Annotated in this window: 22 protein-coding genes and 1 riboswitch; of the genes, 11 read left to right on the forward strand and 11 right to left on the reverse strand. The window is 72.0% G+C overall.

Going from position 1 to position 21,129, the window contains the following annotated elements; all coding sequences use genetic code 11:
* On the reverse strand, window positions 1-1,832 hold a 1,832-nt coding region (locus tag BFF77_RS19150; protein WP_066951257.1), incomplete at its 3' end, for an anthranilate synthase family protein.
* Window positions 1,833-1,950: 118 nt separating this feature from the next.
* On the reverse strand, window positions 1,951-2,064 hold the full coding sequence (locus BFF77_RS38210) for a trp operon leader peptide (protein ID WP_107422193.1): 114 nt from the start codon (window positions 2,062-2,064) through the stop codon (window positions 1,951-1,953).
* A gap of 50 nt (window positions 2,065-2,114) precedes the next feature.
* Between BFF77_RS38210 and BFF77_RS19155 the strand changes: the two genes are divergently transcribed.
* Window positions 2,115-3,467 carry a class II 3-deoxy-7-phosphoheptulonate synthase gene (locus BFF77_RS19155; RefSeq protein ID WP_079125299.1) on the forward strand — a complete coding sequence of 451 codons (1,353 nt, stop codon included), beginning with the start codon at window positions 2,115-2,117 and terminating at the stop codon, window positions 3,465-3,467.
* A 180-nt stretch (window positions 3,468-3,647) separates the two neighbouring features.
* Window positions 3,648-3,884 carry a (2Fe-2S)-binding protein gene (locus BFF77_RS19160; RefSeq protein WP_066951260.1) on the forward strand — a complete coding sequence of 79 codons (237 nt, stop codon included), beginning with the start codon at window positions 3,648-3,650 and terminating at the stop codon, window positions 3,882-3,884.
* Window positions 3,885-3,887: 3 nt separating this feature from the next.
* Here the strand turns inward: BFF77_RS19160 and bfr are convergent, their stop codons facing one another.
* Window positions 3,888-4,406, reverse strand: coding sequence for a bacterioferritin (gene bfr / locus BFF77_RS19165; RefSeq protein ID WP_066951262.1), 519 nt, complete (start codon window positions 4,404-4,406; stop codon window positions 3,888-3,890).
* 155 nt (window positions 4,407-4,561) lie between these two features.
* Here bfr and BFF77_RS19170 point away from each other — a divergent pair, with 155 nt between their 5' ends.
* Entirely contained in the window at window positions 4,562-5,194 is a 633-nt protein-coding gene (locus tag BFF77_RS19170; protein WP_066951265.1) for a sulfite oxidase-like oxidoreductase, read from the forward strand.
* 40 nt (window positions 5,195-5,234) lie between these two features.
* Here the strand turns inward: BFF77_RS19170 and BFF77_RS19175 are convergent, their stop codons facing one another.
* The 5 genes from BFF77_RS19175 to thiO form a co-directional block, all read right to left on the reverse strand.
* Entirely contained in the window at window positions 5,235-6,089 is an 855-nt protein-coding gene (locus tag BFF77_RS19175; RefSeq protein ID WP_079125300.1) for a deoxyribonuclease IV, read from the reverse strand.
* A gap of 12 nt (window positions 6,090-6,101) precedes the next feature.
* Window positions 6,102-8,000: a Stk1 family PASTA domain-containing Ser/Thr kinase gene (gene pknB, locus BFF77_RS19180; RefSeq protein ID WP_169922687.1), complete on the reverse strand. Its 1,899-nt coding sequence runs from the start codon at window positions 7,998-8,000 to the stop codon at window positions 6,102-6,104.
* 388 nt (window positions 8,001-8,388) lie between these two features.
* Window positions 8,389-9,195: a thiazole synthase gene (locus tag BFF77_RS19185; RefSeq protein WP_066951270.1), complete on the reverse strand. Its 807-nt coding sequence runs from the start codon at window positions 9,193-9,195 to the stop codon at window positions 8,389-8,391.
* 6 nt (window positions 9,196-9,201) lie between these two features.
* A complete protein-coding gene (gene thiS, locus BFF77_RS19190; protein ID WP_079125301.1) occupies window positions 9,202-9,420 on the reverse strand; it encodes a sulfur carrier protein ThiS in 219 nt (72 codons plus the stop codon).
* Entirely contained in the window at window positions 9,417-10,610 is a 1,194-nt protein-coding gene (thiO, locus tag BFF77_RS19195; protein WP_066951306.1) for a glycine oxidase ThiO, read from the reverse strand. The genes thiS and thiO overlap by 4 nt, the downstream gene beginning before the upstream one ends.
* A riboswitch (TPP riboswitch) is annotated at window positions 10,608-10,721 on the reverse strand. (Overlaps the previous gene by 3 nt.)
* Before the next feature lie 107 nt (window positions 10,722-10,828).
* Here thiO and BFF77_RS19200 point away from each other — a divergent pair.
* From BFF77_RS19200 to BFF77_RS19220, 5 genes are all read left to right on the forward strand, one after another.
* On the forward strand, window positions 10,829-12,067 hold the full coding sequence (locus tag BFF77_RS19200; RefSeq protein WP_079125302.1) for an NAD(P)/FAD-dependent oxidoreductase: 1,239 nt from the start codon (window positions 10,829-10,831) through the stop codon (window positions 12,065-12,067).
* Between the two features lie 136 nt (window positions 12,068-12,203).
* On the forward strand, window positions 12,204-12,569 hold the full coding sequence (locus tag BFF77_RS19205; RefSeq protein ID WP_066951274.1) for an Rv2175c family DNA-binding protein: 366 nt from the start codon (window positions 12,204-12,206) through the stop codon (window positions 12,567-12,569).
* Between the two features lie 105 nt (window positions 12,570-12,674).
* The gene (gene thiE, locus BFF77_RS19210) at window positions 12,675-13,325 is read left to right on the forward strand and encodes a thiamine phosphate synthase (protein ID WP_066951312.1); all 651 of its coding nucleotides are present in this window, start codon (window positions 12,675-12,677) and stop codon (window positions 13,323-13,325) included.
* Between the two features lie 110 nt (window positions 13,326-13,435).
* Window positions 13,436-14,353: a methylenetetrahydrofolate reductase [NAD(P)H] gene (gene metF / locus BFF77_RS19215; protein WP_066951277.1), complete on the forward strand. Its 918-nt coding sequence runs from the start codon at window positions 13,436-13,438 to the stop codon at window positions 14,351-14,353.
* A 51-nt stretch (window positions 14,354-14,404) separates the two neighbouring features.
* A complete protein-coding gene (locus BFF77_RS19220) occupies window positions 14,405-15,445 on the forward strand; it encodes a chromosomal replication initiator protein DnaA (protein ID WP_066951280.1) in 1,041 nt (346 codons plus the stop codon).
* Window positions 15,446-15,502: 57 nt separating this feature from the next.
* On the opposite strand, the gene BFF77_RS19225 is transcribed toward BFF77_RS19220, so the two are convergent.
* The 3 genes from BFF77_RS19225 to BFF77_RS19235 all read right to left on the reverse strand — a co-directional run bounded on the left by BFF77_RS19225 (window position 15,503) and on the right by BFF77_RS19235 (window position 18,626).
* Window positions 15,503-17,011: a phytoene desaturase family protein gene (locus BFF77_RS19225; RefSeq protein ID WP_066951282.1), complete on the reverse strand. Its 1,509-nt coding sequence runs from the start codon at window positions 17,009-17,011 to the stop codon at window positions 15,503-15,505.
* A 31-nt stretch (window positions 17,012-17,042) separates the two neighbouring features.
* Window positions 17,043-17,660, reverse strand: coding sequence for a DUF4126 domain-containing protein (locus BFF77_RS19230; RefSeq protein WP_066951316.1), 618 nt, complete (start codon window positions 17,658-17,660; stop codon window positions 17,043-17,045).
* Between the two features lie 357 nt (window positions 17,661-18,017).
* Window positions 18,018-18,626: a TetR/AcrR family transcriptional regulator gene (locus BFF77_RS19235; RefSeq protein ID WP_066951318.1), complete on the reverse strand. Its 609-nt coding sequence runs from the start codon at window positions 18,624-18,626 to the stop codon at window positions 18,018-18,020.
* A gap of 186 nt (window positions 18,627-18,812) precedes the next feature.
* Between BFF77_RS19235 and BFF77_RS19240 the strand changes: the two genes are divergently transcribed.
* From BFF77_RS19240 to BFF77_RS19250, 3 genes are all read left to right on the forward strand, one after another.
* The gene (locus tag BFF77_RS19240; protein WP_066951285.1) at window positions 18,813-19,352 is read left to right on the forward strand and encodes an SAV_6107 family HEPN domain-containing protein; all 540 of its coding nucleotides are present in this window, start codon (window positions 18,813-18,815) and stop codon (window positions 19,350-19,352) included.
* A 94-nt stretch (window positions 19,353-19,446) separates the two neighbouring features.
* Window positions 19,447-20,247 carry a methyltransferase gene (locus tag BFF77_RS19245; RefSeq protein WP_066951288.1) on the forward strand — a complete coding sequence of 267 codons (801 nt, stop codon included), beginning with the start codon at window positions 19,447-19,449 and terminating at the stop codon, window positions 20,245-20,247.
* Window positions 20,248-20,687: 440 nt separating this feature from the next.
* Window positions 20,688-21,083: a DUF3040 domain-containing protein gene (locus BFF77_RS19250; protein WP_066951291.1), complete on the forward strand. Its 396-nt coding sequence runs from the start codon at window positions 20,688-20,690 to the stop codon at window positions 21,081-21,083.
* Window positions 21,084-21,129: the final 46 nt, after the last annotated feature.

The following is a 21,129-nucleotide window of genomic DNA, read 5'->3' on the forward strand; positions in this document are numbered from 1 at the left end:
ACCGACTCCGGGTGGAACTGCACCGACGCGAACCCGTCGCCCCTCAGCGCGTGCACCTCCCCGCTCACGTCGCGGCTCACCTCCACCCCGTGGGCGCCGAGTTCCATGGCCTCCGCGTTGTCGCAGCGCGCCGTGAAGCTGTTGTAGAAGCCGACCGTCTCCGCCCGTCCGAAGAGATCGATCCGGGTCTGCGCGCCCTGGTGGGGGACCCGCTTGCGCACCGTCTCCAGGCCCAGTTCCGCCGCGATCAGCTCATGCCCGAGGCAGACGCCGAGCAGCCCGTGCCGCCGCTCGCGGAGGAGTTCCGCCGCCAGGCCGCGCAGCAGCCGCATCTTCGGGTCGGCCGTGTCCGCCGGGTCGCCGGGTCCGGGGCCCAGCACGACCGGGCCGCCGTGCGCGCGGACGTCCGCGCGCAGGCCCGGCTCGTCGTAGCGCCGTACCGTCACCTCCAGGCCCGAGGACCGCAGCAGATACGCGAGCATCGCCGTGAACGTGTCCTCGCCGTCGACGACCAGCGCGTGCCCGCCGAGCGTCGCGGGCCCGGTCCGCATCCGCAGCCAGAACGGCGCGAGATCCGCGCGCCGCGCGTCCAGCGCCGCCCGTACCCTCGGGTCGTCGGCGAGCCGCGGGCGCCCGGACTCGTCGCGCGGCCTGCCCGGACGTACCCCGAGGGCCGCCAGCACACCCGCCGCCTTGGCGTGCGTCTCGGCCACCTCGCCCTCCGGACGGGAATGGCGCACGAGCGTCGCCCCGACCGGCACCCGCAGCCCGCCGTCGCGGTCGATGTCGGCGGTACGGATCACAATGGGCGAGTCGAGGGTCTGCGCGCCGCCCTCGTCCCGCCCGATCAGCGCGAGCGCGCCGCCGTAGTAGCCGCGCCCGCCGGCCTCATGGCGCTCGATGACCCGGCAGGCGTTCTGCACCGGCGAGCCGGTGACCGTCGCGGCGAACATCGTCTCCCTGAGCACCTCGCGCACATCGAGCGAGGACCGCCCGCGCAGTTCGTACTCGGTGTGCGCGAGATGCGCCATCTCCTTGAGCCGGGGGCCGATCACGACCCCGCCCCGGTCGCCGACGGTGCACATCATCTTCAGCTCCTCGTCCACGACCATGGAGAGCTCCTCGGTCTCCTTGCGGTCGGCGAGGAAGTCGAGCAGCGCCTCCGGCGACGGGCCCTCGGGCGGATAGCGGAAGGTCCCGCTGATCGGATTCATCACGACCGTCCCGCCGCTCATGCGGACATGGACCTCGGGGCTGGCCCCGACGAGCGTGCGCTCGCCGGTGTGGACGACGAAGGTCCAGTACGCGCCCCGCTCACCGGCGAGCAGCCGCCGGAAGAGGGCGAGCGCGTCGGCCCTGGAGAAGCCCGGGATCCGGCCCTCGAAGGTCCGCCGGACGACGAAGTTCGCGCCCTCGCCGCGGCCGATCTCGTCCTCGATCACCCGCCGGACGATCTCCGCGTACCGCTGGTCGTCGAGATCGAACGCACCGTCCTCGACCCGTACCCCATGGGCGGGCAGCCGGTCGAGCACCTCGGCGAGCGGCAGTTCGTACGTCTCGTCCGCCACCAGCACGGACAGGGGCGTCCCGTCGTCCCGCACGTCGAAGCCGCGCTCCCTGATCTGCCGGAACGGCACGAGGGCCAGCGAGGTCCCGTCACCGGCCGGGAGATCCGCGAGCCGCGCGGCCTCACGCACGGATCCGATCAGCAGCTCCACGGTGTCGTGGTCGCGGCCGGGAGTGCGGCGGCGCAGCAGGGCGAAGGGCGGGCCGTCGTCGTGCGTCAGCCGGTCGAGCGGATGGTCGGATCGGTCGAGCGGAGTGCGGGGCATCTGCGGTGTTCCTTCCGGAGAGGAGGAACGGCCGCCTCTTCCCCGGGCCCGCCGTCGGCCCGGACAAGACTGAAGGCCGCCCCTCGGGCGGCCTTCGCGATTCGTGGTGCGCGCTGAATCAGTGGGCCGCCGGAAGAGCGGTCCACCACCAGGTCTGATTCGACAGCGCGAACATGACCGGCACGATAGCGCATCCGCCGCGGACACCGGCAGCGCAAGGTTCATGTTCCATACTCTGAGAGCTGCCCGTGCCACGGCGCGCGACCACGTAATCTTGGCCGCGTGACAGTGAACGCTGAGAACCCCGCGACCTATGAGCCGTCCTGGAGAGACCTTCCCGCTGCGCAGCAGCCGGAGTATCCGGACCGGGACGCCCTGCGTGGGGTCGTGGCGGAGCTGGAGAGCTATCCGCCCCTGGTCTTCGCGGGCGAGTGCGATCAGTTGCGTGCGCGGCTGGGCGCTGTGGCCAAGGGCGAGGCGTTCCTGCTCCAGGGCGGTGACTGCGCGGAGGCCTTCGACGCGGTCTCGGCGGATCAGATCCGGAACAAGCTGAAGACGCTGCTTCAGATGGGCGCCGTCCTCACCTACGCGGCCTCGGTGCCGGTGGTGAAGGTCGGCCGGATCGCCGGTCAGTACTCGAAGCCGCGCTCCAAGAGCACCGAGACGCGGGACGGTGTGACGCTGCCGACGTACCGGGGCGACTCGGTGAACGGGTTCGACTTCGAGGAGAAGGCCCGGATCCCGGATCCGGAGCGGCTGAAGCGGATGTACCACGCGTCCGCGGCGACGCTCAATCTCGTCCGCGCCTTCACCACCGGCGGTTACGCGGATCTGCGCCAGGTGCACGCCTGGAACCAGGACTTCGTGAAGTCGTCCCCCTCCGGCCAGCGTTACGAGCAGCTCGCCCGGGAGATCGACAACGCGCTGAACTTCATGAAGGCCGCGGGCACCGATCCCGCGGAGTTCCGTACCGTCGAGTTCTACGCCTCCCACGAGGCGCTGCTGCTGGACTACGAGTCGGCGCTGACGCGGGTCGACTCGCGTACGGGCGGGCTGTACGACGTGTCCGGGCACATGGTGTGGATCGGTGAGCGGACGCGTCAACTGGACGGTGCGCACATCGAGTTCGCGTCGAGGATCAACAACCCCATCGGGATCAAGCTCGGCCCGACGACGACGGTGGACGAGGCGCTCACCTATGTCGAGCGGCTGGACCCCGAGCGCGAGCCCGGCCGGCTGACCTTCATCGTGCGGATGGGCGCGGACAAGGTGCGGGACAAGCTCCCCGAGCTGGTGGAGAAGGTGACCGCGTCGGGTGCGGTGGTGGCATGGGTGACGGACCCGATGCACGGGAACACCTTCGAGGCGGCCTCCGGGCACAAGACCCGGCGTTTCGACGACGTGCTGGACGAGGTCAAGGGCTTCTTCGAGGTCCACAAGGGCCTGGGCACGCATCCCGGCGGTATCCATGTCGAGCTGACCGGCGACGATGTCACCGAGTGCGTGGGCGGCGGCGACGAGATCTTCGTGGACGATCTGCACCAGCGCTACGAGACGGCCTGTGACCCGCGCCTCAACCGCAGCCAGTCCCTCGACCTGGCCTTCCTCGTCGCCGAGATGTACCGCGACCAGTAGGGCCGACCGGCCGGGCACTTTCCACGAGGCGTACGACACGGTGGGGCGTGGATCGATGTGATCCGAGCCCCACCGGCGCTTTTCGGGCTTTTGCGGACCAGGGGTGGCAGGTAAGGTTAGGTTCACCTCACCGACTGGTCGGGGTGACTCGATCAATGCCCTCGCCCGGGAGGTGACCGCGTGTACGTCTGCTCCTGCTTCGGCATCACCGAGACAGAGGTGAAGGCACACGCGGACGCCGGTGCGTGCACCCCTCGCCAGATCGCGTCGGCCAGCAGGGCGGGCACCGACTGCGGCTCCTGTGTACGCCGTATCCAGTCGATCCTCGGTCGCGGCGGCTGCCCCCGCCGTGAACTGCTCGACCGGAGCGTGCCCGCACCCGCCGAACCGGCGCCCCTGGACGCCGCGGCCGCTTGAGTCCTAGGGCTGTTCGCCCGCGGGGGCGCACCGGCCGTCCTGGTCGCCGTCCGGCTGTTCGATCACCTGCGCGATGTAGAGCGCCTCACCCAGCTTCTCGACCAGATCGAGCTGGGTGTCGAGATAGTCGATGTGGTGCTCCTCGTCCGCCAGGATCGATTCGAAGATCCTCTTCGACGTGTGGTCCCCCTTGCCCCGCATGACCTCGATCCCGCGCTTGAGCCGGTCGATCGCCTCCACCTCGACCTCGCGGTCGGCCCGGAACATCTCCGTCACGGTCTGGCCCACCCGTACGTGGAAGAGCCGCTGGTAGTTGGGCAGGGCCTCCAGGAAGAGAATCCGGTCGGTGAGCCGTTCGGCATGCCTCATCTCGTCGAACGACTCGGCCCGGGTGTATTTCGCGAGCTTCGTCCAGCCGAAGTTCTCCTGCATCTTCGCGTGCAGAAAGTACTGGTTGATCGCGGTCAGTTCGCCGGTCAGCTGCTCGTTGAGGAACTCGATGACCTCGGGATCGCCCTGCATCGCGGAAACTCCTTCCTGGCGGGTGACGGGGCAGAGTGCGCGCATCCTGACATCGGGGCCAGGATCCGTCCGGTACATACATGCTTAGCAGTAATTGCCCGAATGAGTCCCGACCTGGTCATGACCACCCCTCCCCGTCTGTCACCATGGAAGACATGGGTCAGCCGGAGAGCCGGGAATATCGAGAGCCGGAGCGGGCCGAGCTACCACCGGGGCAGCGTTTGCAGCGCGGCTGGCCGGTGACCCATTACGGACCCGTACCGCGGTTCAAGCCGGACCGCTGGGAATTCCGGGTCTTCGGCGCCACCGCGGACGGTGACAAGCGCTGCTGGAACCACGACGAGTTCTCGGCGCTGCCGTTCTCCACGGTCGTCGCCGATCTGCACTGTGTGACGAAGTTCAGCATGGTGGGAGCCGAATGGGGCGGTGTGCCCGCCCGTACGATCCTGGATCTGGCGCCGCCCGTGCCCGCCGTGACCCATGTGATGGTCTGGGCGGAGTACGGCTACAGCTCCAATCTCCGGCTCGCCGACTTCGTGTCCGACCGTACGATCTTCGCCACCCACAAGGACGGCGAGCTGCTCACCGCCGAACACGGTTTTCCGGTCCGGCTCGTCGTCCCGCATCTGTACGCCTGGAAGGGACCCAAGTGGGTCCGGGGCGTGGAGTACATGACCGCCGACCGCCGTGGCTTCTGGGAGGAGCGCGGCTATCACAACGTCGGCGATCCGTGGGCCGAACAGCGCTACTCCTACCAGGAGCTGCCGGGCGACGGCCCGGAACTCTAGGACCTGTCCGGGGCGGGCCCGGGGCCGGTCCGGCTCCGTATCAGCGCTCACGCAGCTTCTTCAGCAGCCGTATGTCCGCCGCCTGCCCTTCCTTGCCGCCGGGTGTCTCGATCACCAGCGGTACGTTCTCGGTCGCCGGATGCGAGAACAGCTCGCCGAACGGCCCCTCGCCGATCTGCCCCGCGCCGATGTTGACGTGCCGGTCCTTGTGCGCGCCGACGACGTCCTTGGAGTCATTGGCGTGGATCAGCTTGAGCCGGCCCGTACCGACCGTGTCCACCAGCAGATCCAGTGTTCGCCGCATGCCGTGCGGTCCCGTGAGATCGTGCCCGGCGGCGAAGACATGGCAGGTGTCCAGACAGATCCCCAGCCTGGGATGCGAGTCGAGCGCCTCGAAGTACGGGCCGAAGTCCCAGGTCCTCGAACAGATCGAGAAGCCCTGCCCGGCCGTGGACTCCAGCAGCAGGAACGGATCGTCGTCATGGGTCAGCTCGTCCAGCAGCGGCAGCATCCGCTCCCGTACCTGCGCGAGCGCCGCCTCGCGGGTACGGCCGCCGGTCGCCGACCCCGTGTGCACGACCACGCCCAGCGCCCCGATCTCCCGGCCTCTGCGCAGGCTGTGCCGCAGGGAGAGCACCGACCGGTCGGCGGTCGCCTCGGTGTGCGAACCGAAGTTGATCAGATACGGAGCGTGCACATACGCCGTGATCCCCTCGGCCGCGCACTCCGTACGGAACCGCTCGTCCTGTGCCGGATTCCCGGTGGGCGTCGCCCAGCCGCGCGGATTGGCCACGAAGACCTGAACGGCCTCGGCGCCCAGGTCACGCGCGTACGCCAGACCGCGCGCGGCAAGGCCGCCGGCCACGGGGACATGACCGCCAACAGGGTTGCGCATCGTGGACAGACCCTAGAGCCCTTCGGTTCTGACGGTGATGGTGCTGCCCTCGGGGGCCTCGTCGCCGCCGTCGACGGACTGCTCGGCCACGGTGTCGCCGAGGAACGGGAAGCCCCGGTCGATCTCGACCACGAACCCGGCCGCCTCCAGCAGGCTTCTGGCCCGGTCCGTCGTCTCTCCGACGACATCCGGTACGGAGACCAGCCGGGGGCCCTTGGAGACCGTCAGGGTGACCGTGTCACCGCGAGCGAGCCGCGAGCCGTCCGCCGCGGACTGGCGGGCGACGGTGCCCTCGTCCTCCGGGGAGTTCACCTGGACGGCGGCGACCCTGACCCTGAGTCCCGCCTGCTCCAGCTCGGTGGTGGCCTCGGACACGGACTCACCGGTCACATCGGGCACATCGACCGGGCTGCCCTTGCTCACGACGAGCGCGACGCCGGAATCGGGCCGTACATCGGTGCCGGCGACGGGCGACGAACGCATCACGGCGCCCTGGGCGGTCCGCTCGTCGAACTCCCGGGTGACGATCCCGGCGGCCAGACCGGCCCGCTTCAGCGCACGCCTCGCCTCGGCCAGGGGCGCGCCCGTCACATCGGGGACCTGGACGGTCTCCGGGCCACGCGAGATGACCAGCGTCACCGGGCCGTCACCCCGGATGCGCGTACGGGGCCCGGGATCGCTGCTCACGACCGTGCCGCGCTCGACGGTCTCGCTGAAGTCCTTGGTCACCTTCGCGTCGAGCCCCGCGTCGGCGAGCCGCTGCCTGGCCTCCTGCTCGGTCTGGCCGAGCAGCGAGGGAACGCGGGTGAACTGACCGGAATTGATGTACCAGACCCCCGCGCCGGCACCGAGCACCAGCAGCACGGCGACGACCGCCGCCACGACGCCTCTGCGCGGCACGGTCCCGTGCCGGCGCGGGCCGGGCGGGGGCGTCTCCAGTCGGCTGGTGTGATGGACCCGCTGTTCCTGGGCGGGAAGGGCGTGCCGCGGGATCACCGCCGTACGGTTCTCGGCGCCCGCCGCCCCGGTGGCCCTGGCTCCCGGCGGTACGGCGTCGAGCTGCGCGTCACCGAGCGCGGCCCGTGCCGCGCGGGCCCTGGCGAGCAGCGCCACGGCGTCCTCGGGCCGCCGCTCCGGATTGCGGGCGGTGGCAGCCGCGACCAGCTCGTCCAGCTCGGCGGCGAGCCCGGGAACGGCGGCCGACGGCGCGGGGACGTCCTCGTTCAGATGCCGGTAGAGCACCTGCGCGGGAGTGTCCCCGCGGTGCGGCTTGGCACCGGTCAGCATCTCGTGGAGGACGACGCCGCAGGCGTACACGTCGACCCGCGGGTCGGACGTGCCGTGCTCGATCTGCTCGGGCGCGAGATACGACACGGTGCCGAGCACGGACCCGGTCGTATGGGTGACATCACCTACGGCCCGTACGAGCCCGAAGTCCGCGACCTTGACCCGGCCGTCCTCCCCGATCAGTACGTTCTCCGGCTTCATGTCCCGGTGGACGAACCCGGCCCGGTGGGCCGCGCCGAGCGCGGCGAGGACCGGCTCCAGGATGTCCAGCGCGGCCCTCGGCTGGAGCGCGCCGCGCTCACGCAGCACGTCGCGCAGCGTGCAGCCCGCGACGTACTCCATCGCCAGATAGACATACGCGCCCTGCGCGCCCTGGTCGAAGACCGCGACCACATTGGGGTGCGACAGCCGGGCCACGGACTTGGCCTCACGGATGAACCGCTCCACGAAAGCGACGTCGGCGGCGAGTGCCGGATGCATCACCTTGAGCGCCAGGACCCGGTCCAGCCGGGTGTCGACGGCCCGGTACACCGTGGCCATGCCACCGACGGCGATACGCGCGTCCACGCGGTAACGCCCGTCGAGCACCTGCCCGACGATGGGATCGTGAAGGGTCGTGTCCACGCGGCCGAGTCTACGGTGCGGTCTCCCGGCGGGGGCCGTGGTGCCGCCGTCACCGCCCGGCGCGGGACGGGCTGGATATGCGGTCCGGCACCGGGCGGAAAGCCGGAATGCGGCGGGAGGGGGGCGGGGTCGCGGGAGGTGCGTGTCCGGACACTGAAGCGTGATGTGTGCCGCACACGAAACCAGCACCGAAAACCCGGCCCGCACGCGGCGTAGATCATGCCGTCCGGACACGCACCTCCGGAGTGCCCCGGCACCCGCACCACCCGCACCACCCACACACCGCACCCGCGCCGCAGGCGCACCGCACCGCCGCCAGGCGCACCCCGCGTCGGCCACCGCGCGCCGTGCGGCCCGGCCCGCGAAACGCCCGGCCGCGCCGCGGCCCCTAATCAGGCTGCGCGAACGCCGGGCGTTCCGGGTCCAGGGCCGGCAGGCCCTCCGCCGGCGACGACGCCATCGCGAAGTGGCGGCGGGGGATCCGGCCCGCCCGGCGCGCCAGCCGGCCCGCCTCCACCGCGTGCCGCATCGCCTCCGCCATCAGCACCGGCTCCTGCGCGCGGGTCACCGCGGACGCCAGCATCACCGCCGCGCACCCCAGCTCCATCGCCAGCGCCGCGTCGGACGCGGTGCCCGCGCCCGCGTCCAGGATCACCGGCACACCCGCCCGCTCCACGATGAGCTCGAAATTGTGCGGGTTGCGGATCCCGAGGCCCGAGCCGATCGGCGAGCCCAGCGGCATGATCGCGGCGCAGCCCACCTCCTCCAGCTTTCTGGCGAGCACCGGGTCGTCGTTGGTGTACGGCAGCACCGTGAACCCGTCGTCGACCAGGGTCTCGGCCGCGTCCAGCAGCTCGATCGGGTCGGGCAGCAGCGTCCGCTCGTCCGCGATCACCTCCAGCTTGATCCAGTCCGTACCGAGAGCCTCGCGCGCCAGCCGGGCGGTCAGGACCGCCTCGCCCGCGGTGAAGCAGCCCGCCGTGTTGGGCAGGGCGCGGATGCCGAGGGAGTCGAGTACGGACAGGACCGAGCCCCGGACCGTCGGGTCGAGACGGCGCATCGCGACGGTGGTGAGTTCCGTGCCCGAGGCGCGCAGACAGCGTTCCAGCACGTCCAGGCTGGGCGCTCCGCCGGTTCCCATGATCAGCCGTGAGCCGAGGACGGTGGAGCCGATGGTGAGCCGGTCGTCGGCCATGGCGGCTCAGCCTCCCTGGACCGCGGTGAGGACTTCCACCCGGTCGCCGTCGCCGAGCACCGTGCCGGACCAGTGGCCGCGTGGCACCACCGTCTCGTTGACGGCGGCGGCGACACCCGAGGGCGCGGGGGTGAGGGAGGCGACCAGGGTGTCGAGGGTGGTGCCGGAGACGAGGGCGCGGGCCTCGCCGTTCACGGAGACGGTCACACGGACGGAGGTGCTCATACGGTCAGCTCCCGCGGTGCGGAGGTGAGGTCCTGCGCTTCGGAGGTGAAGCGGCGCGGAGTGAACGGGCGGGCCGCGTCCGGGAGTTCGCCGGTGGTCAGCACCGAGGCCAGCGCGTCGCCGGTGATGGGCGTGAGCAGCACCCCGTTGCGGTGGTGCCCGGTCGCGAGACTCAGCCCCGGCAGCGCGGTCGGCCCCAGCAGCGGCGCGTTGTCCGGTGAGCCGGGACGCAGCCCCGCGCGGGTTTCGGTGAGCGGCAGTTCGGTGATGCCGGGGACCAGTTCGTGCGCGTCCCTCAGCAGCTCGTACACACCGCCCGCCGTGACCGTGGTGTCCCAGCCCAGTTCCTCGCTGGTGGCGCCGACGACCAGCTCGCCGTTCTCGCGCGGCACCAGATACACCTGGCTGCCGCGCACCACGGCCCGGACCGTCCTGGACAGGAACGGCGCGTACGGGCGAGGCACCGTCAGCCGCAGGACCTGGCCCTTGACGGGCCTCACCGGCGGCAGGACGTCGTCCGGTACGCCCGCGAGCCGTCCGCTCAGACTGCCGGCCGCCAGCACCACCTGGTCCGCGGTGAGCGTGAACCCGCCGTCCAGCAGGGCGCCGGTGGCCCGGTCCCGTACGACGGAGAGCCGTTCCGCCCAGGCGTGGTGGAAGACCACTCCGGCCCGTTCGCACGCGGTGAGCAGGGCCGAGGCGAGCCGGCGGGGATCGATCTGGTGGTCGCCGTCCACGCGCAGACCGCCGCGTACGCCCGGCGCGAGCATGGGTTCCAGACGCCGGCACTCGCGTCCCGTGAGCCACTCGGACGTCAGGCCCGAGCGCTGCTGAAGGGCGTGCAGTTCGCGCAGCTCGGCGCGGTCGTCGGTGTCGAGGGCGACGGCGAGCGTGCCGCAGGCGCGGTAGCCGGTCTCCTGGCCGCTCGCCTCCTCCAACTCGGCCACGAACTCCGGATAGCGCTCCGCCGAGGCGAGATTGAGCCCCAGCAGAAGCTGTTCGCCGTGGTGGAGTTCGGTGACGGCGGCGAGCATGCCCGCCGCGACCCGCGCGGCGCCCTGGCCGGGATCGGGATCGACGACGGCGGTGCGCAGTCCGTGCCGCGCGGCCCGCCAGGCCGTGACCAGTCCGATGATTCCCCCGCCGATGACCAGGACATCGGAGGCGGTCTTCTCCTGGGACGACTGCATGGGCGTCCAGCCCCTCCCTTCGCCGGCATGACCCGGATCAGGTTCGTACGGTCGGAGGCCGCTTCAGCCTCCCTCTCAGCCCGGTGCGTCCGGACTCCCGCGAGGTAGTGTCGACCGCCAGCCTAACGCGCGGCCCGCCGTGCGGTAAGGCCGTCCGGCCCGGACGGCAGCCGGAACGGCCCTCCGCCCGCTGCCCGTCCACTGCTTAAGGTGATCCGGTGAGCGAGCAGCGCGGAGATGAGCAGCAGCGCGGACGGCGGGAACAGCCGGGCGTCGTCATCGTCGGTGCGGGCATGGCGGGCGTGCAGACCGCCGTGGCCCTGCGGGAGAAGGGCTACGAGGGCCCGGTCACCCTGATCGGCGCGGAACCGCATCCTCCGTACGACCGGCCCCCGCTCTCCAAGGCGGTCCTGCTCGGCACGGCGGACGGCTCGGCCTTCGACATCGACTTCGAGGCGCTCTCGGTCCGGCTGAGACTCGGTGTCGAGGTGACCGGGCTGCGCCCGGACGCGCGCGAGGTCGACACCGCGGCCGGGCCCGTCCCGTACGGCGTACTGGTCCTCGCCACCGGCGCCGAGCCGGTCGCACTGCCCGGCGCCGCGTCCGCGCCGGGCGTCCACCTGCTGCGCACCCTGGACGACGCCGAGGCGCTGCGGCCCGTACTCGGCCGGCGGGAGCGGATCGTGGTGGTCGGGGCCGGATGGATCGGCGCGGAGTTCACCACCGCCGCCCGCGAGGCCGGGTGCGCCGTGACGGTCGTGGAGGCGGCGGACCGCCCGCTGCCGGGCGCCCTGCCGGCCGAGGTGGCCGCACCGATGGCGCGCTGGTACGCGCAGAGCGGCGCCGCGCTGCTGACCGGCGTACGGGTCGCCGGTGTCGAGCGGGGCGCGGTGCACCTCGCGGACGGCAGGCGGCTGCCCGCCGACGCGGTGGTGGTCGGCATAGGAGCGCGGCCCTCGACGGACTGGCTGACCGGCTCGGGCATCGAGCTCGGCCCGGACGGCGCGGTCGTCGCGGACGAACGGCTGGCGACGTCCCTGCCCGGTGTCTACGCGGTCGGAGACTGCGCGTCCTTCCCGTCCGCCCGTTACGGCGAGCGGCTGCTCGTGCACCACTGGGACAACGCGCTCCAGGGACCGCGTACGGTCGCCGCCCAGGCCGTCGGCGAGAGCGAGCAGATCTACGATCCCGTGCCGTACTTCTGGTCGGAGCAGTTCGGCCGGTTCGTCCAGTACGCGGGCCATCACACGGCGGACGACACACTGGTGTGGCGGGGCGATCCCGCGGAGGCCGCCTGGTCGGTGGTGTGGCTGAGGGACGGGGCACTGACGGCCCTGCTCGCCGTCGGCAGACCGCGCGATCTCACGCAGGGCCGCAAGCTGATGGAGACGGGCGCGCGGCTGGACCGGGCGCGGGCCGCCGACCCCGCCGTACCGCTGCGCGGGGCCGTTCTCTGAGGTGTGGGCATTCTCCGAGGTTCCCGACACGGGTTCCCTACGCCGATTCCCCGACGCGCTCCGTGCCGTGCGCGGTGGCTGCTCCGCCCGGAGCCGGTTCGTGGCGTCTGTCAGTCCGGGATGGCACGCTTGTCCTGTGACCGAGATTGACGCAAAGATCGATGCTCTCGTCCCCGCCTGGCTTCACCTGCCCGACATCGCGGAAGCCCTCGATGTCGAGGTGACGCGCGTGCGGCAGCTGGTGAAGGAAGGGCAGCTGATCGCCGTGCGCCGCGGCGAGAACAGGACACTCCAGGTGCCCGCCGCCTTCATCGACGGCGGCAAGGTCGTCAAGGGCCTCGCCGGGACCCTGACGCTGCTGAGGGACGACGGCTTCACCGACGAAGAGATGCTCGAATGGCTCTTCACTTCCGACCCGACCCTGCCGGGCACGCCCGCGCAGGCGCTCAGCGAGAATCGCGGCACGGAGGTGAAGCGCCGGGCCCAGGCGCTCGCCGTCTGATCCACTCACCATCGCGGTGTGCGGCGGTGCCCTGACGGCCGCGTGGCCGTTCCGGCGCCTCCGCACACCGCCGACCCGACGGGGGGACCACCCATGCCCGAGGCCATGCCCGGGGCCCGCGCGTCGCTCGCCGACGCCCGGCTCTATCTCTGCACGGACGCACGCGGGCGGCAGGGAGACCTTCCCGAGTTCCTGGACGCCGTGCTCTCGTCCGGTGTGGACATCGTGCAGCTGCGGGACAAGGGCATGGAGGCGGCCGAGGAGCTGGAGCACCTCCAGGTCTTCGCGGCGGCCTGCCGCCGCCATGGCGCGCTGCTCGCGGTGAACGACCGCGCGGATGTGGCGCACGCCGCCGGGTCCGGCGTACTGCATCTGGGCCAGGGCGATCTGCCCGTTCCCGCGGCCCGCGCGATCCTCGGGGACATCCCGCTGATCGGCCGTTCCACCCATGCCGAGGCCGAGGTGGACGCCGCCGCCGTCGAGCCGGGCGTGGACTACTTCTGCACGGGCCCGTGCTGGCCCACTCCGACCAAACCGGGCCGTCATGCCCCCGGACTCGCTCTGGTGCGCCATGCCGCCGCGCTGGGCACGGACCGGCCGTGGTTCGCGATCGGCGGTATCGACGCGGGCAATCTCGACGAGGTGCTGGACGCGGGTGCCCGCCGTATCGTCGTCGTTCGCGCGATCACCGAGGCCGACGATCCGGCCGCGGCGACGGCGGGCCTGGCCAAGCGCGTACGGGAACGGGCCGTGTGACACGGCCGACGGCGCGCGACAGGGCCGGCGGGCCGGGTGACGGGATCGTAAATCCGGGCAAATACCCCCGTCCGGTTGGGAGACCGTCACGCCCTCGATAACCTGCCCATATGGCCTTCGGCACAGCTTCCACCAGATCGGATCACGCACTGACCGTGCGTGATCTGCTCGCGACCGGCAAGTCATCGTTCTCGTTCGAGTTCTGGGCGCCCAAGACCGAGAAGGGCGAGCGCAATCTCTGGAACGCGCTGCGCCGGGTCGAGGCGGTGGCGCCCAGCTTTGTCTCCGTGACCTATGGCGCGGGCGGCTCCACCCGGGCGGGCACGGTCAAGGCCACCGAGCGCATCGCCTCCGACACCACACTCACCCCGGTCGCGCATCTCACGGCCGTCGGCCAGTCCGTCGCCGAACTGCGCAACATGGTCGGGCAGTACGCCGACGCGGGGATCCGCAACATCCTCGCCGTACGCGGCGATCCGCCCGGCGATCCCATGGCCGAGTGGGTCATGCATCCGGACGGCGTCCGCTACGCCGCCGAACTGGTCAGGCTCATCAAGGAGTCCGGCGACTTCTGCGTCGGAGTGGCGGCCTTCCCGGAGATGCATCCGCGCTCGTCCGACTGGGAGACCGACACCAGACACTTCGTGGACAAGTGCCGCGCGGGCGCCGACTACGCGATCACGCAGATGTTCTTCGAACCGGAGGGATATCTGCGGCTGCGCGACCGGGTCGGCGCAGCCGGTTGCGCGACACCGATCATTCCCGAGATCATGCCGGTCACCAGCGTGCGGATGCTGGAGCGGCTGCCGCGGCTCAGCACCGCGGTCTTCCCGGCCGAACTGAAAGAGCGGATCCTCTCCGTCAAGGACGATCCCGCCGCTGTACGCTCCATTGGCATCGAGTTCGCGACGGAGTTCTGCGCGGCACTGCTCTCCGAGGGTGTTCCCGGCTTGCACTTCATCACCCTCAACAACTCCACCGCAACGCTCGAAATCTACGAGAATCTCGGACTGCACGAGCAGTCGTGACCGGCCGTACCCGCCCTGTCCCGGGCTGGTGGCCGCAGGAGAGGGGCGGGCATGGGCTGGACGGTCCTCTACATCGCATTCGGCATCGTGGCGCTGTGGCTGCTGGGCGAGGTGCTGCTCCAGTACAAGGCGCGACTGCGCTGGCGACTGCTCGCCTTCAGCGGGTTCATGGGTGTGGTTCTCGGTGTGCTGCTGCCCTCGGTCTTCGTCATCGCACTGGGCGCGATCGCGTTCGCGGTCGGTCAGACCTATGTGACGCTCTCCTTCCGCCGGGGCTTCTCCACCGGCTGGGCGATAGGCGGCAGTCCGGGGGCCAGCCGCCGCCGGAAGGACACCGGCGGTCCGGCCGCCGAGCGTGAGCCGTCGCTGGAGGTCTCGGACCTCGAAGTCGCCGATCCGGAGATCCCTGACGTCCTGGATCCGGAGTACCGGCGGGTGGCCGCGCCCGTGGAGACCACCGCGCTCTACGATCCCGAACCCGTCTACGAGCCGGAGCCCATGCCCGACGACACCGGGCAGTACGGCGTCTACAACGACTACGACGCCCCGGCCCAGGACGCGCAGCGGGGCCACCAGCAGCAGCCCGACGCGAACGGATGGGGCAGCGGCGGCTACGAGGCGTACCCCGGCTACCAGCCGGCGGCCGACCAGGGCGGCTACACGGGCCAGGACGGCTACGCGACGCACGACGCCTATGCGGGCCAGGACCCCTACACGGGCCAGGACGCCTACCACCCGGGCCACTCGGGCGAGCACACCTACGCGAGCCAGGAGAACTACGCCGGCCAGGATGCCTACGGGCAGCAGTACGACTACGGGAACGGCCGGCAGCAGTACCCCGGCTACTCCGACCCGTACGCCGATCCGGCCGCCGGCGCTCAGCAGTACGGCTCGTACGAGAGCTTCGACGGCCGGCAGCAGTACGTCGACCCGTACGGCGGCCAGCAGCAGTACGGCGCCGAGACCCCGCCCGGCGGTGTCTGGGTCCCGCAGCAGCGCGAGGGCGAGCAGCAGGCCCCGCCGATACCGCAGCAGCAGCCCCGGCAGCAGGACTACGACCCCGACTACAACGAGCAGCAGTACCGCTACTGACGGGCCGTCCGATCTGACGGAGGGTCCCCCGGACGCTCCGCGGGCCGGGTCACCGGCTCACCGCGAGCCCCGGAAACCGGCCCCTTCGACGATCAGCCCCGCCACCAGCGCCCCGGACATCCCGGCATGCGCGAGCCCGCCGCCCGGATGCGCCCAGCCGCCCGCGAGATACAGCCCGGACAGCCGGGTGGTGTTCGACGGACGGAGCAGGCGCCCCGCCGCTCCGGCCAGCGCGGGCGCCGACACCGAGCCACCGGCCGCACCCGTCTGCGCCGCGGTGTCGGCGGGAGTCCGTATCTCCCGCCGGATCAGCCGCTCCGTGATTCCCGGGACGGCCGCTTCCGCCGCGGCCACCAGCACATCGGCGTACCGCTCGCGCAGCGCTCCGTCCGTCCAGTCCACCGGGCCCTGCGGAGCGACGGTCGCGGTGACCGTGACCGCCTCGTGGTCACCGTCGGGCCGCGTCCCCGCGTCATCGGGCCGCAGCACCGTGACCGTGGGCCGCCCGGCCGTACGCCCCGCGAAGATCTCGGCCGCCTCCGCGCCCGCGTCGGGGGAGTGCACCACCGTCCGGTGCACGGCCTCCCCGTCCCGGGCGCCGCGCAGCGCCAGCAGCACCGTGAACCGGCCGGGCGCCGGGGCACCGCCCTCCTCCCCAGGCCGTGTCCCGCCGTCGGCCCACAGCTCCCGCTCCACGAGCCGCTCCGGCGCGATACCCGCCACGACCCGGTCGGCCGCCACGACCGTGCCGTCCGCCAGCTCGATCCCGGCGGCTCCGCCGTCCTTCTCGGCGATCCGGGTCACCTCGGCACCGAGGACGAACTCCACCTTGCGGGCCAGACACCGTTCGTACACCGCGCGGGCCAACTCCCGCATCCCGCCGCGCACATACCAGCTCCCGAAGGTCTGCTCCAGATAGGGGAGCAGCGCGGCGCCCGCCGGGGCACCGCGCGGATCGAGTCCGTACGACAGGGCGTATCCGTCCAGCAGAGCGGCCAGCCGGGGATCGGCCAGCTCCCAGGCGCCGATCTCCGCGACCGTGGCGGCCCGGCGCGAGCCGCGCAGCAGCCGCCTCTGCCGCACCGCCGGATACGGATCACGCCCCAGCGCCTGCCGGTCGGACCCCAGCGGCTCTTCGAGCAGCGGCCGGCGCGAGCCGTCCCAGGCGTCACGGGCCCGGCCGAGGAACTCCCCCCACCGCTGCCCGGCGCCCGCGCCCAGCGCCGCGTCCAGCGCGGAGACCACACCCGCCCGCGACGCGTTCGGCAGCCGGACGTCGGTGCCGTCCGCGAAGACATGCCGGCTCGCCGGATCGACCTGGTCGAGCCGGACACACCGCTCCAGCGGCTCCTTGCCCGTTTTGACGAACAGATCGCGATAGACGGCGGGAAGATGCAGCAGACCGGGACCGGTGTCGAAGACGAAGCCGTCCCGCTCGAACCGGCCCAGCGAACCGCCGTACGTCGCCGAGCGTTCGTACACCGTCACCCGGTGTCCCGCCACGGCCAGCCGGGCAGCCGCCGCCATGGCGCCCATCCCCGCGCCGATCACCACAATCCGTGCCATGCCAGTGACTGTAACGGGGCCCACCGACAGATCAGCCCGGCGGTGCTGTCATCCCGCCCGTGGCCAGGCGTTTCTCCGCCCGGCGCTGAGCCCTGCGGCGCAGGAACCGGCGGATCCTCGCGGCGAGGAAGGCCACCGTCGCGACACCGAGCACCAGCAGCGCGCCCGCGACGACGGCCGCGGCGACCGGATGGAAGACCGCGAAGGTGATGATCCCGGCCACACTCAGGTCCTCGGCCGTGCTCACGGCGATATTGCTGAAGGGTTCGGGGGAGGTGTTGACCGCCATCCTGGTGCCCGCCTTGACGAGATGGCTCAGCAGGGCGGTCGATCCTCCGACGGCGCCGGCCGCGATCTCCGGCAGCGAGCCGCTCTGCCCGGCCAGCAGCGCACCGACCACCGCACCGGAGAGCGGCCTGATGACCGTGTGCACGGCGTCCCAGGCCGTGTCGACGTACGGGATCTTGTCCGCGACCGTGTCACAGAGGAAGAGCACGGCAGCGGCGATCAGGACATCGGTGCGCTGCAACGACTCGGGGACCTCGTCGCTCAGCCCGGTCGCGCCGAAGACTCCGAAGAGCAGGACCACCGCGTAGGCGTTGATGCCGCTGGCCCAGCCACTGGTGAAGATCAGGGGGAGTACGGACACGGGCACGATCGTATCCAGCCGCCGCGCGGTGCGCGGGAGAACGGCGGGCCCGGCCGCGGCGCGCGACGGGCCGGAGCGCGGAGCACTGAGTACAGGTACTCAGTGGGCGAGTTGAGTAGGCGCACGGATGGGGCGTCACCCGCCCGGACGGAAGAGTGGGGACCACGGAAGGGGCGCGGCGCCGGCACCGCCGACACGGGGCGGCGGAACGGCGCGGCTCCCCTGACGGAACGGGGGTGCGTGACACCACGGGGAACGTACCGGCCCGGTGCGGCTCGGGGGACCGAGCCGCACCGGGCCGGTCATACGTCCGCTCCGGCGTGCCGGTGCCCCGCGACGCCGGAGCGCGCGGGCCTGTCAGAGTCCGGCGACTTGCCCGTGCAGCAGCCGCGAGAGCGCCGCGTACACCTCGTCGATCGACCGCTCCGGCTGGAACGCCTGCCAGTCCAGGGCGGCCACCAGCACCATCCCCACCAGTGCCGGCGCCGTCAGCGGGATGTCGGTCCCCTCGCTCAGCTCACCGCGCTCGACGGCCTCCCGCAGCACCGTCTCGACCACCGCGACCGCCTCCTGACGCACCGCCGATAAGGTCGGCCGCCAGGCCCGATTGGTGCGCCACAGCTCGGCGACATAGAGCTGGGTGAAGGCCGGATGGCGGTCGATGAAGACCAGACCGGCCCTGATCATCGCGTCCAGCGCCGCCACTTTGGTGCCGCCGTGCTGCGCCGTCGTCTCGGCGGCGGTGCGCAGCGACGAGGTGAGCAGCCCGACGCCGTGCCGCAGCAGCTCCTCGAACAGCTCCGTCTTGTTCCTGAAGTTGTAGTAGACCGTGCCCTTGGCGACTCCGGCACGCTCGGCGATCTCGTCCACCGTCGTCGCGGAGAACCCCTGCTCGGCGATGAGGGTCACCGCCGCCTCGTAGAGCTTCTGCCGGGTGGCCTGACGGCGGGTGCTGCTGCTGTTCATGGCGCTGATTCTCACAGGTCCGCGCACCTCGGCCGGTCGGCGCCGGTACGCGCAGCCCTGCCGGTGCACATCGTTCCCGAACATGCGAGCGAAGCAAAACCGCAGGTCGGAGCCGATTGTCAGTGGTGCCCCTCAGGATGGGCACATACGGCCACAGCGCCGTCACACGACGACAGGAGGTTCGTCATGGCCAGCTCCTACGCCGGTGCCGCACGCCGGCGCCGCACAGACGGCCCTGCCCCCTCACTGACCGGACCGCCGACCGATGTCCACCCGGTGCCGCGCAGGGCCACGGCCCCGCCCGCGGCCCTGGATCTGCTCGCCCAGGCCCGTACGGGGCTCGACGAGGCCGCAGGGCTGGACACTCCGAACGAGCGCTATGCCATGGCCCATCTCGCCGCCCTGCGCACCGCCGCCGCGGTCCTCGCGGCCCGGGGCCGCCCCGAGACCACCGCGCGTAAGCGCCGCCGGATCAGGAGCGCCTGGGAGGTCCTTCCGGAGATCGCGCCGGAGCTCACCGAGTGGAGCAGCCTCTTCGCCTCGGGCGCCGAGCGCAGGGCGCGCGCCGAGGCGGGCATCCGGGGGGCGGCGAGCAGCCGGGACGCCGACGATCTGCTGCGCGACGTGGCCGTGTTCCTGCGCCTGGTGGAGCGGCTGCTGGTGCTGGAGCCGGTGCTGCCCCGGCCCCGGGCCGAGCAGCCGCGGCAGGGCGGCGCCGCTGGGTGAGCTGACGGGACGGCCGAGGCAATAGGGTGGGCGGAGCCCGCACTGTTCCACGCCCCGACGTCCGGGGCGGCACCGCGCCGAGGAGTCAACTGCCGTGTCGGACCGTTCCCCTGTCGCCGGTGGGGAGACGCCATCGCGCTCCCGGGGCTCCCTGCGTACCGCCGTGGTCTGGGAGGTCCTCAGGGACGCTCTGGACCGCCGGGTCAAGGCGGCGGGGACGGACGTCCTGGACGTGCTCGACACGGGCGGGGGCACCGGCAGCTTCGCGGTGCCCGTCGCCCGTCTGGGGCATCGGGTGACGGTGGTCGACCCGAGTCCGAACGCGCTCTTCGCGCTGGAGCGCCGGGCCGCCGAGGCGGGCGTCGCCGAGCGTGTCCGCGGTGTCCAGGGCGACATCCACGGGCTCTTCGACGTGGTCGGGCGCGATGGTTTCGACGCGGTGCTGTGCCACGGCGTCCTGGAGTACGTGGACGACCCGGCCGAGGGCGTACGGAACGCGGTCGACGCCCTCCGCCCGGCCGGTGCGCTCAGCCTGCTCGCCGCGGGCCTGGGCGGTGCCGTGCTGGCCAGGGCGCTCGCCGGGCACTTCAACGAGGCCCGGCGGGCCCTCACCGACCCGGCCGGGCGCTGGGGCGAGGGCGACCCGGTGCCCAGGCGCTTCACCGCCGAGCAGCTCTCGGAGCTGGTCGGAGCCGCCGGTCTGCGGATCGGCGCCGTCCATGGCGTACGGGTCTTCGCGGACCTGGTTCCCGGTGGTCTGGTGGACACCCAGCCCGGGGCCCTGGAGGCCCTGATGAAGCTGGAGGCCGCCGCCGCGGAGCTGCCCGCGTTCCACTCCGTGGCCACCCAGCTCCATGTCCTGGGCGAGAAGGCTCCGGCATCGACGCGGGACTGACCCGAAGCCTCCGGAACCCTCCTGAAGTCCCCCTGGAGTGCGGGCCTGACACGGGCCGGAACTCACCGGCAGCCCGTCCCGGGCTCCTGCCCGGAGCCTTCCCGGGCCCGTCCGGAAGGCCCCCGGGAGAGGCCCGGGCCCGCCCCGGGCCGGGTCGGCCCCTCCTCCGGGCGTGGATCGCCCGGCTGATCAGCGGCGCAGCCCCGCATGGAGTGCGCCACAGGCCCCCCGGTGGGACGCCTGGCGCCGTATGATCGGGGTACACCATCCGGCATGACGGATCGATGGTTGGGGAATCAACGCCTCAGCGGCCGAGTCGACATGGCGGCCCGGAATGGCGAAATGGCGTTGAGGGCGGGTTTCACGGGGGCGATTCCCTGCCTATCCTTGAAGGAGCCGCATACCGGTCGCCCCCCGCGACCGACGACTAGGAGGACTCCGTGCCGCTCTCGGAGCACGAGCAGCGAATGCTCGAGCAAATGGAGCGAGCGCTGTACGCCGAAGATCCCAAGTTCGCGACAGCGCTTGAGGGAAGCGGGCTGCGTACGTACACCCGGCGACGGGTCTACCAGGCAGTAGCCGGCTTCCTGGTGGGTATCGCGCTCCTCATGGCCGGAATGGTCGCCCAGCAGATCTGGATCAGCGTGGTGGGATTCCTCGTCATGCTGGGCTGTGCGGTCCTGGCGGTCACCGGGTGGCGCAAGGCGCCCAAACCAGGTGAGCAACCGGCGGCGGGCGCAGGCCCGGCCGCCCGACCACAACCCAGACAGCGTCGCTCGATGATGAACCGGATCGAGCAGCGGTGGCAGCGCCGCCGTGACGAACAGGGCCAGTGAGTCCCTGAAGGTTCTCAGGCTTGACGGTACGGCTGAGGGGCGGACG

The organism is Streptomyces lushanensis, assembly GCF_001700515.1.
In the GTDB taxonomy this organism is placed as follows: domain Bacteria; phylum Actinomycetota; class Actinomycetes; order Streptomycetales; family Streptomycetaceae; genus Streptomyces; species Streptomyces lushanensis.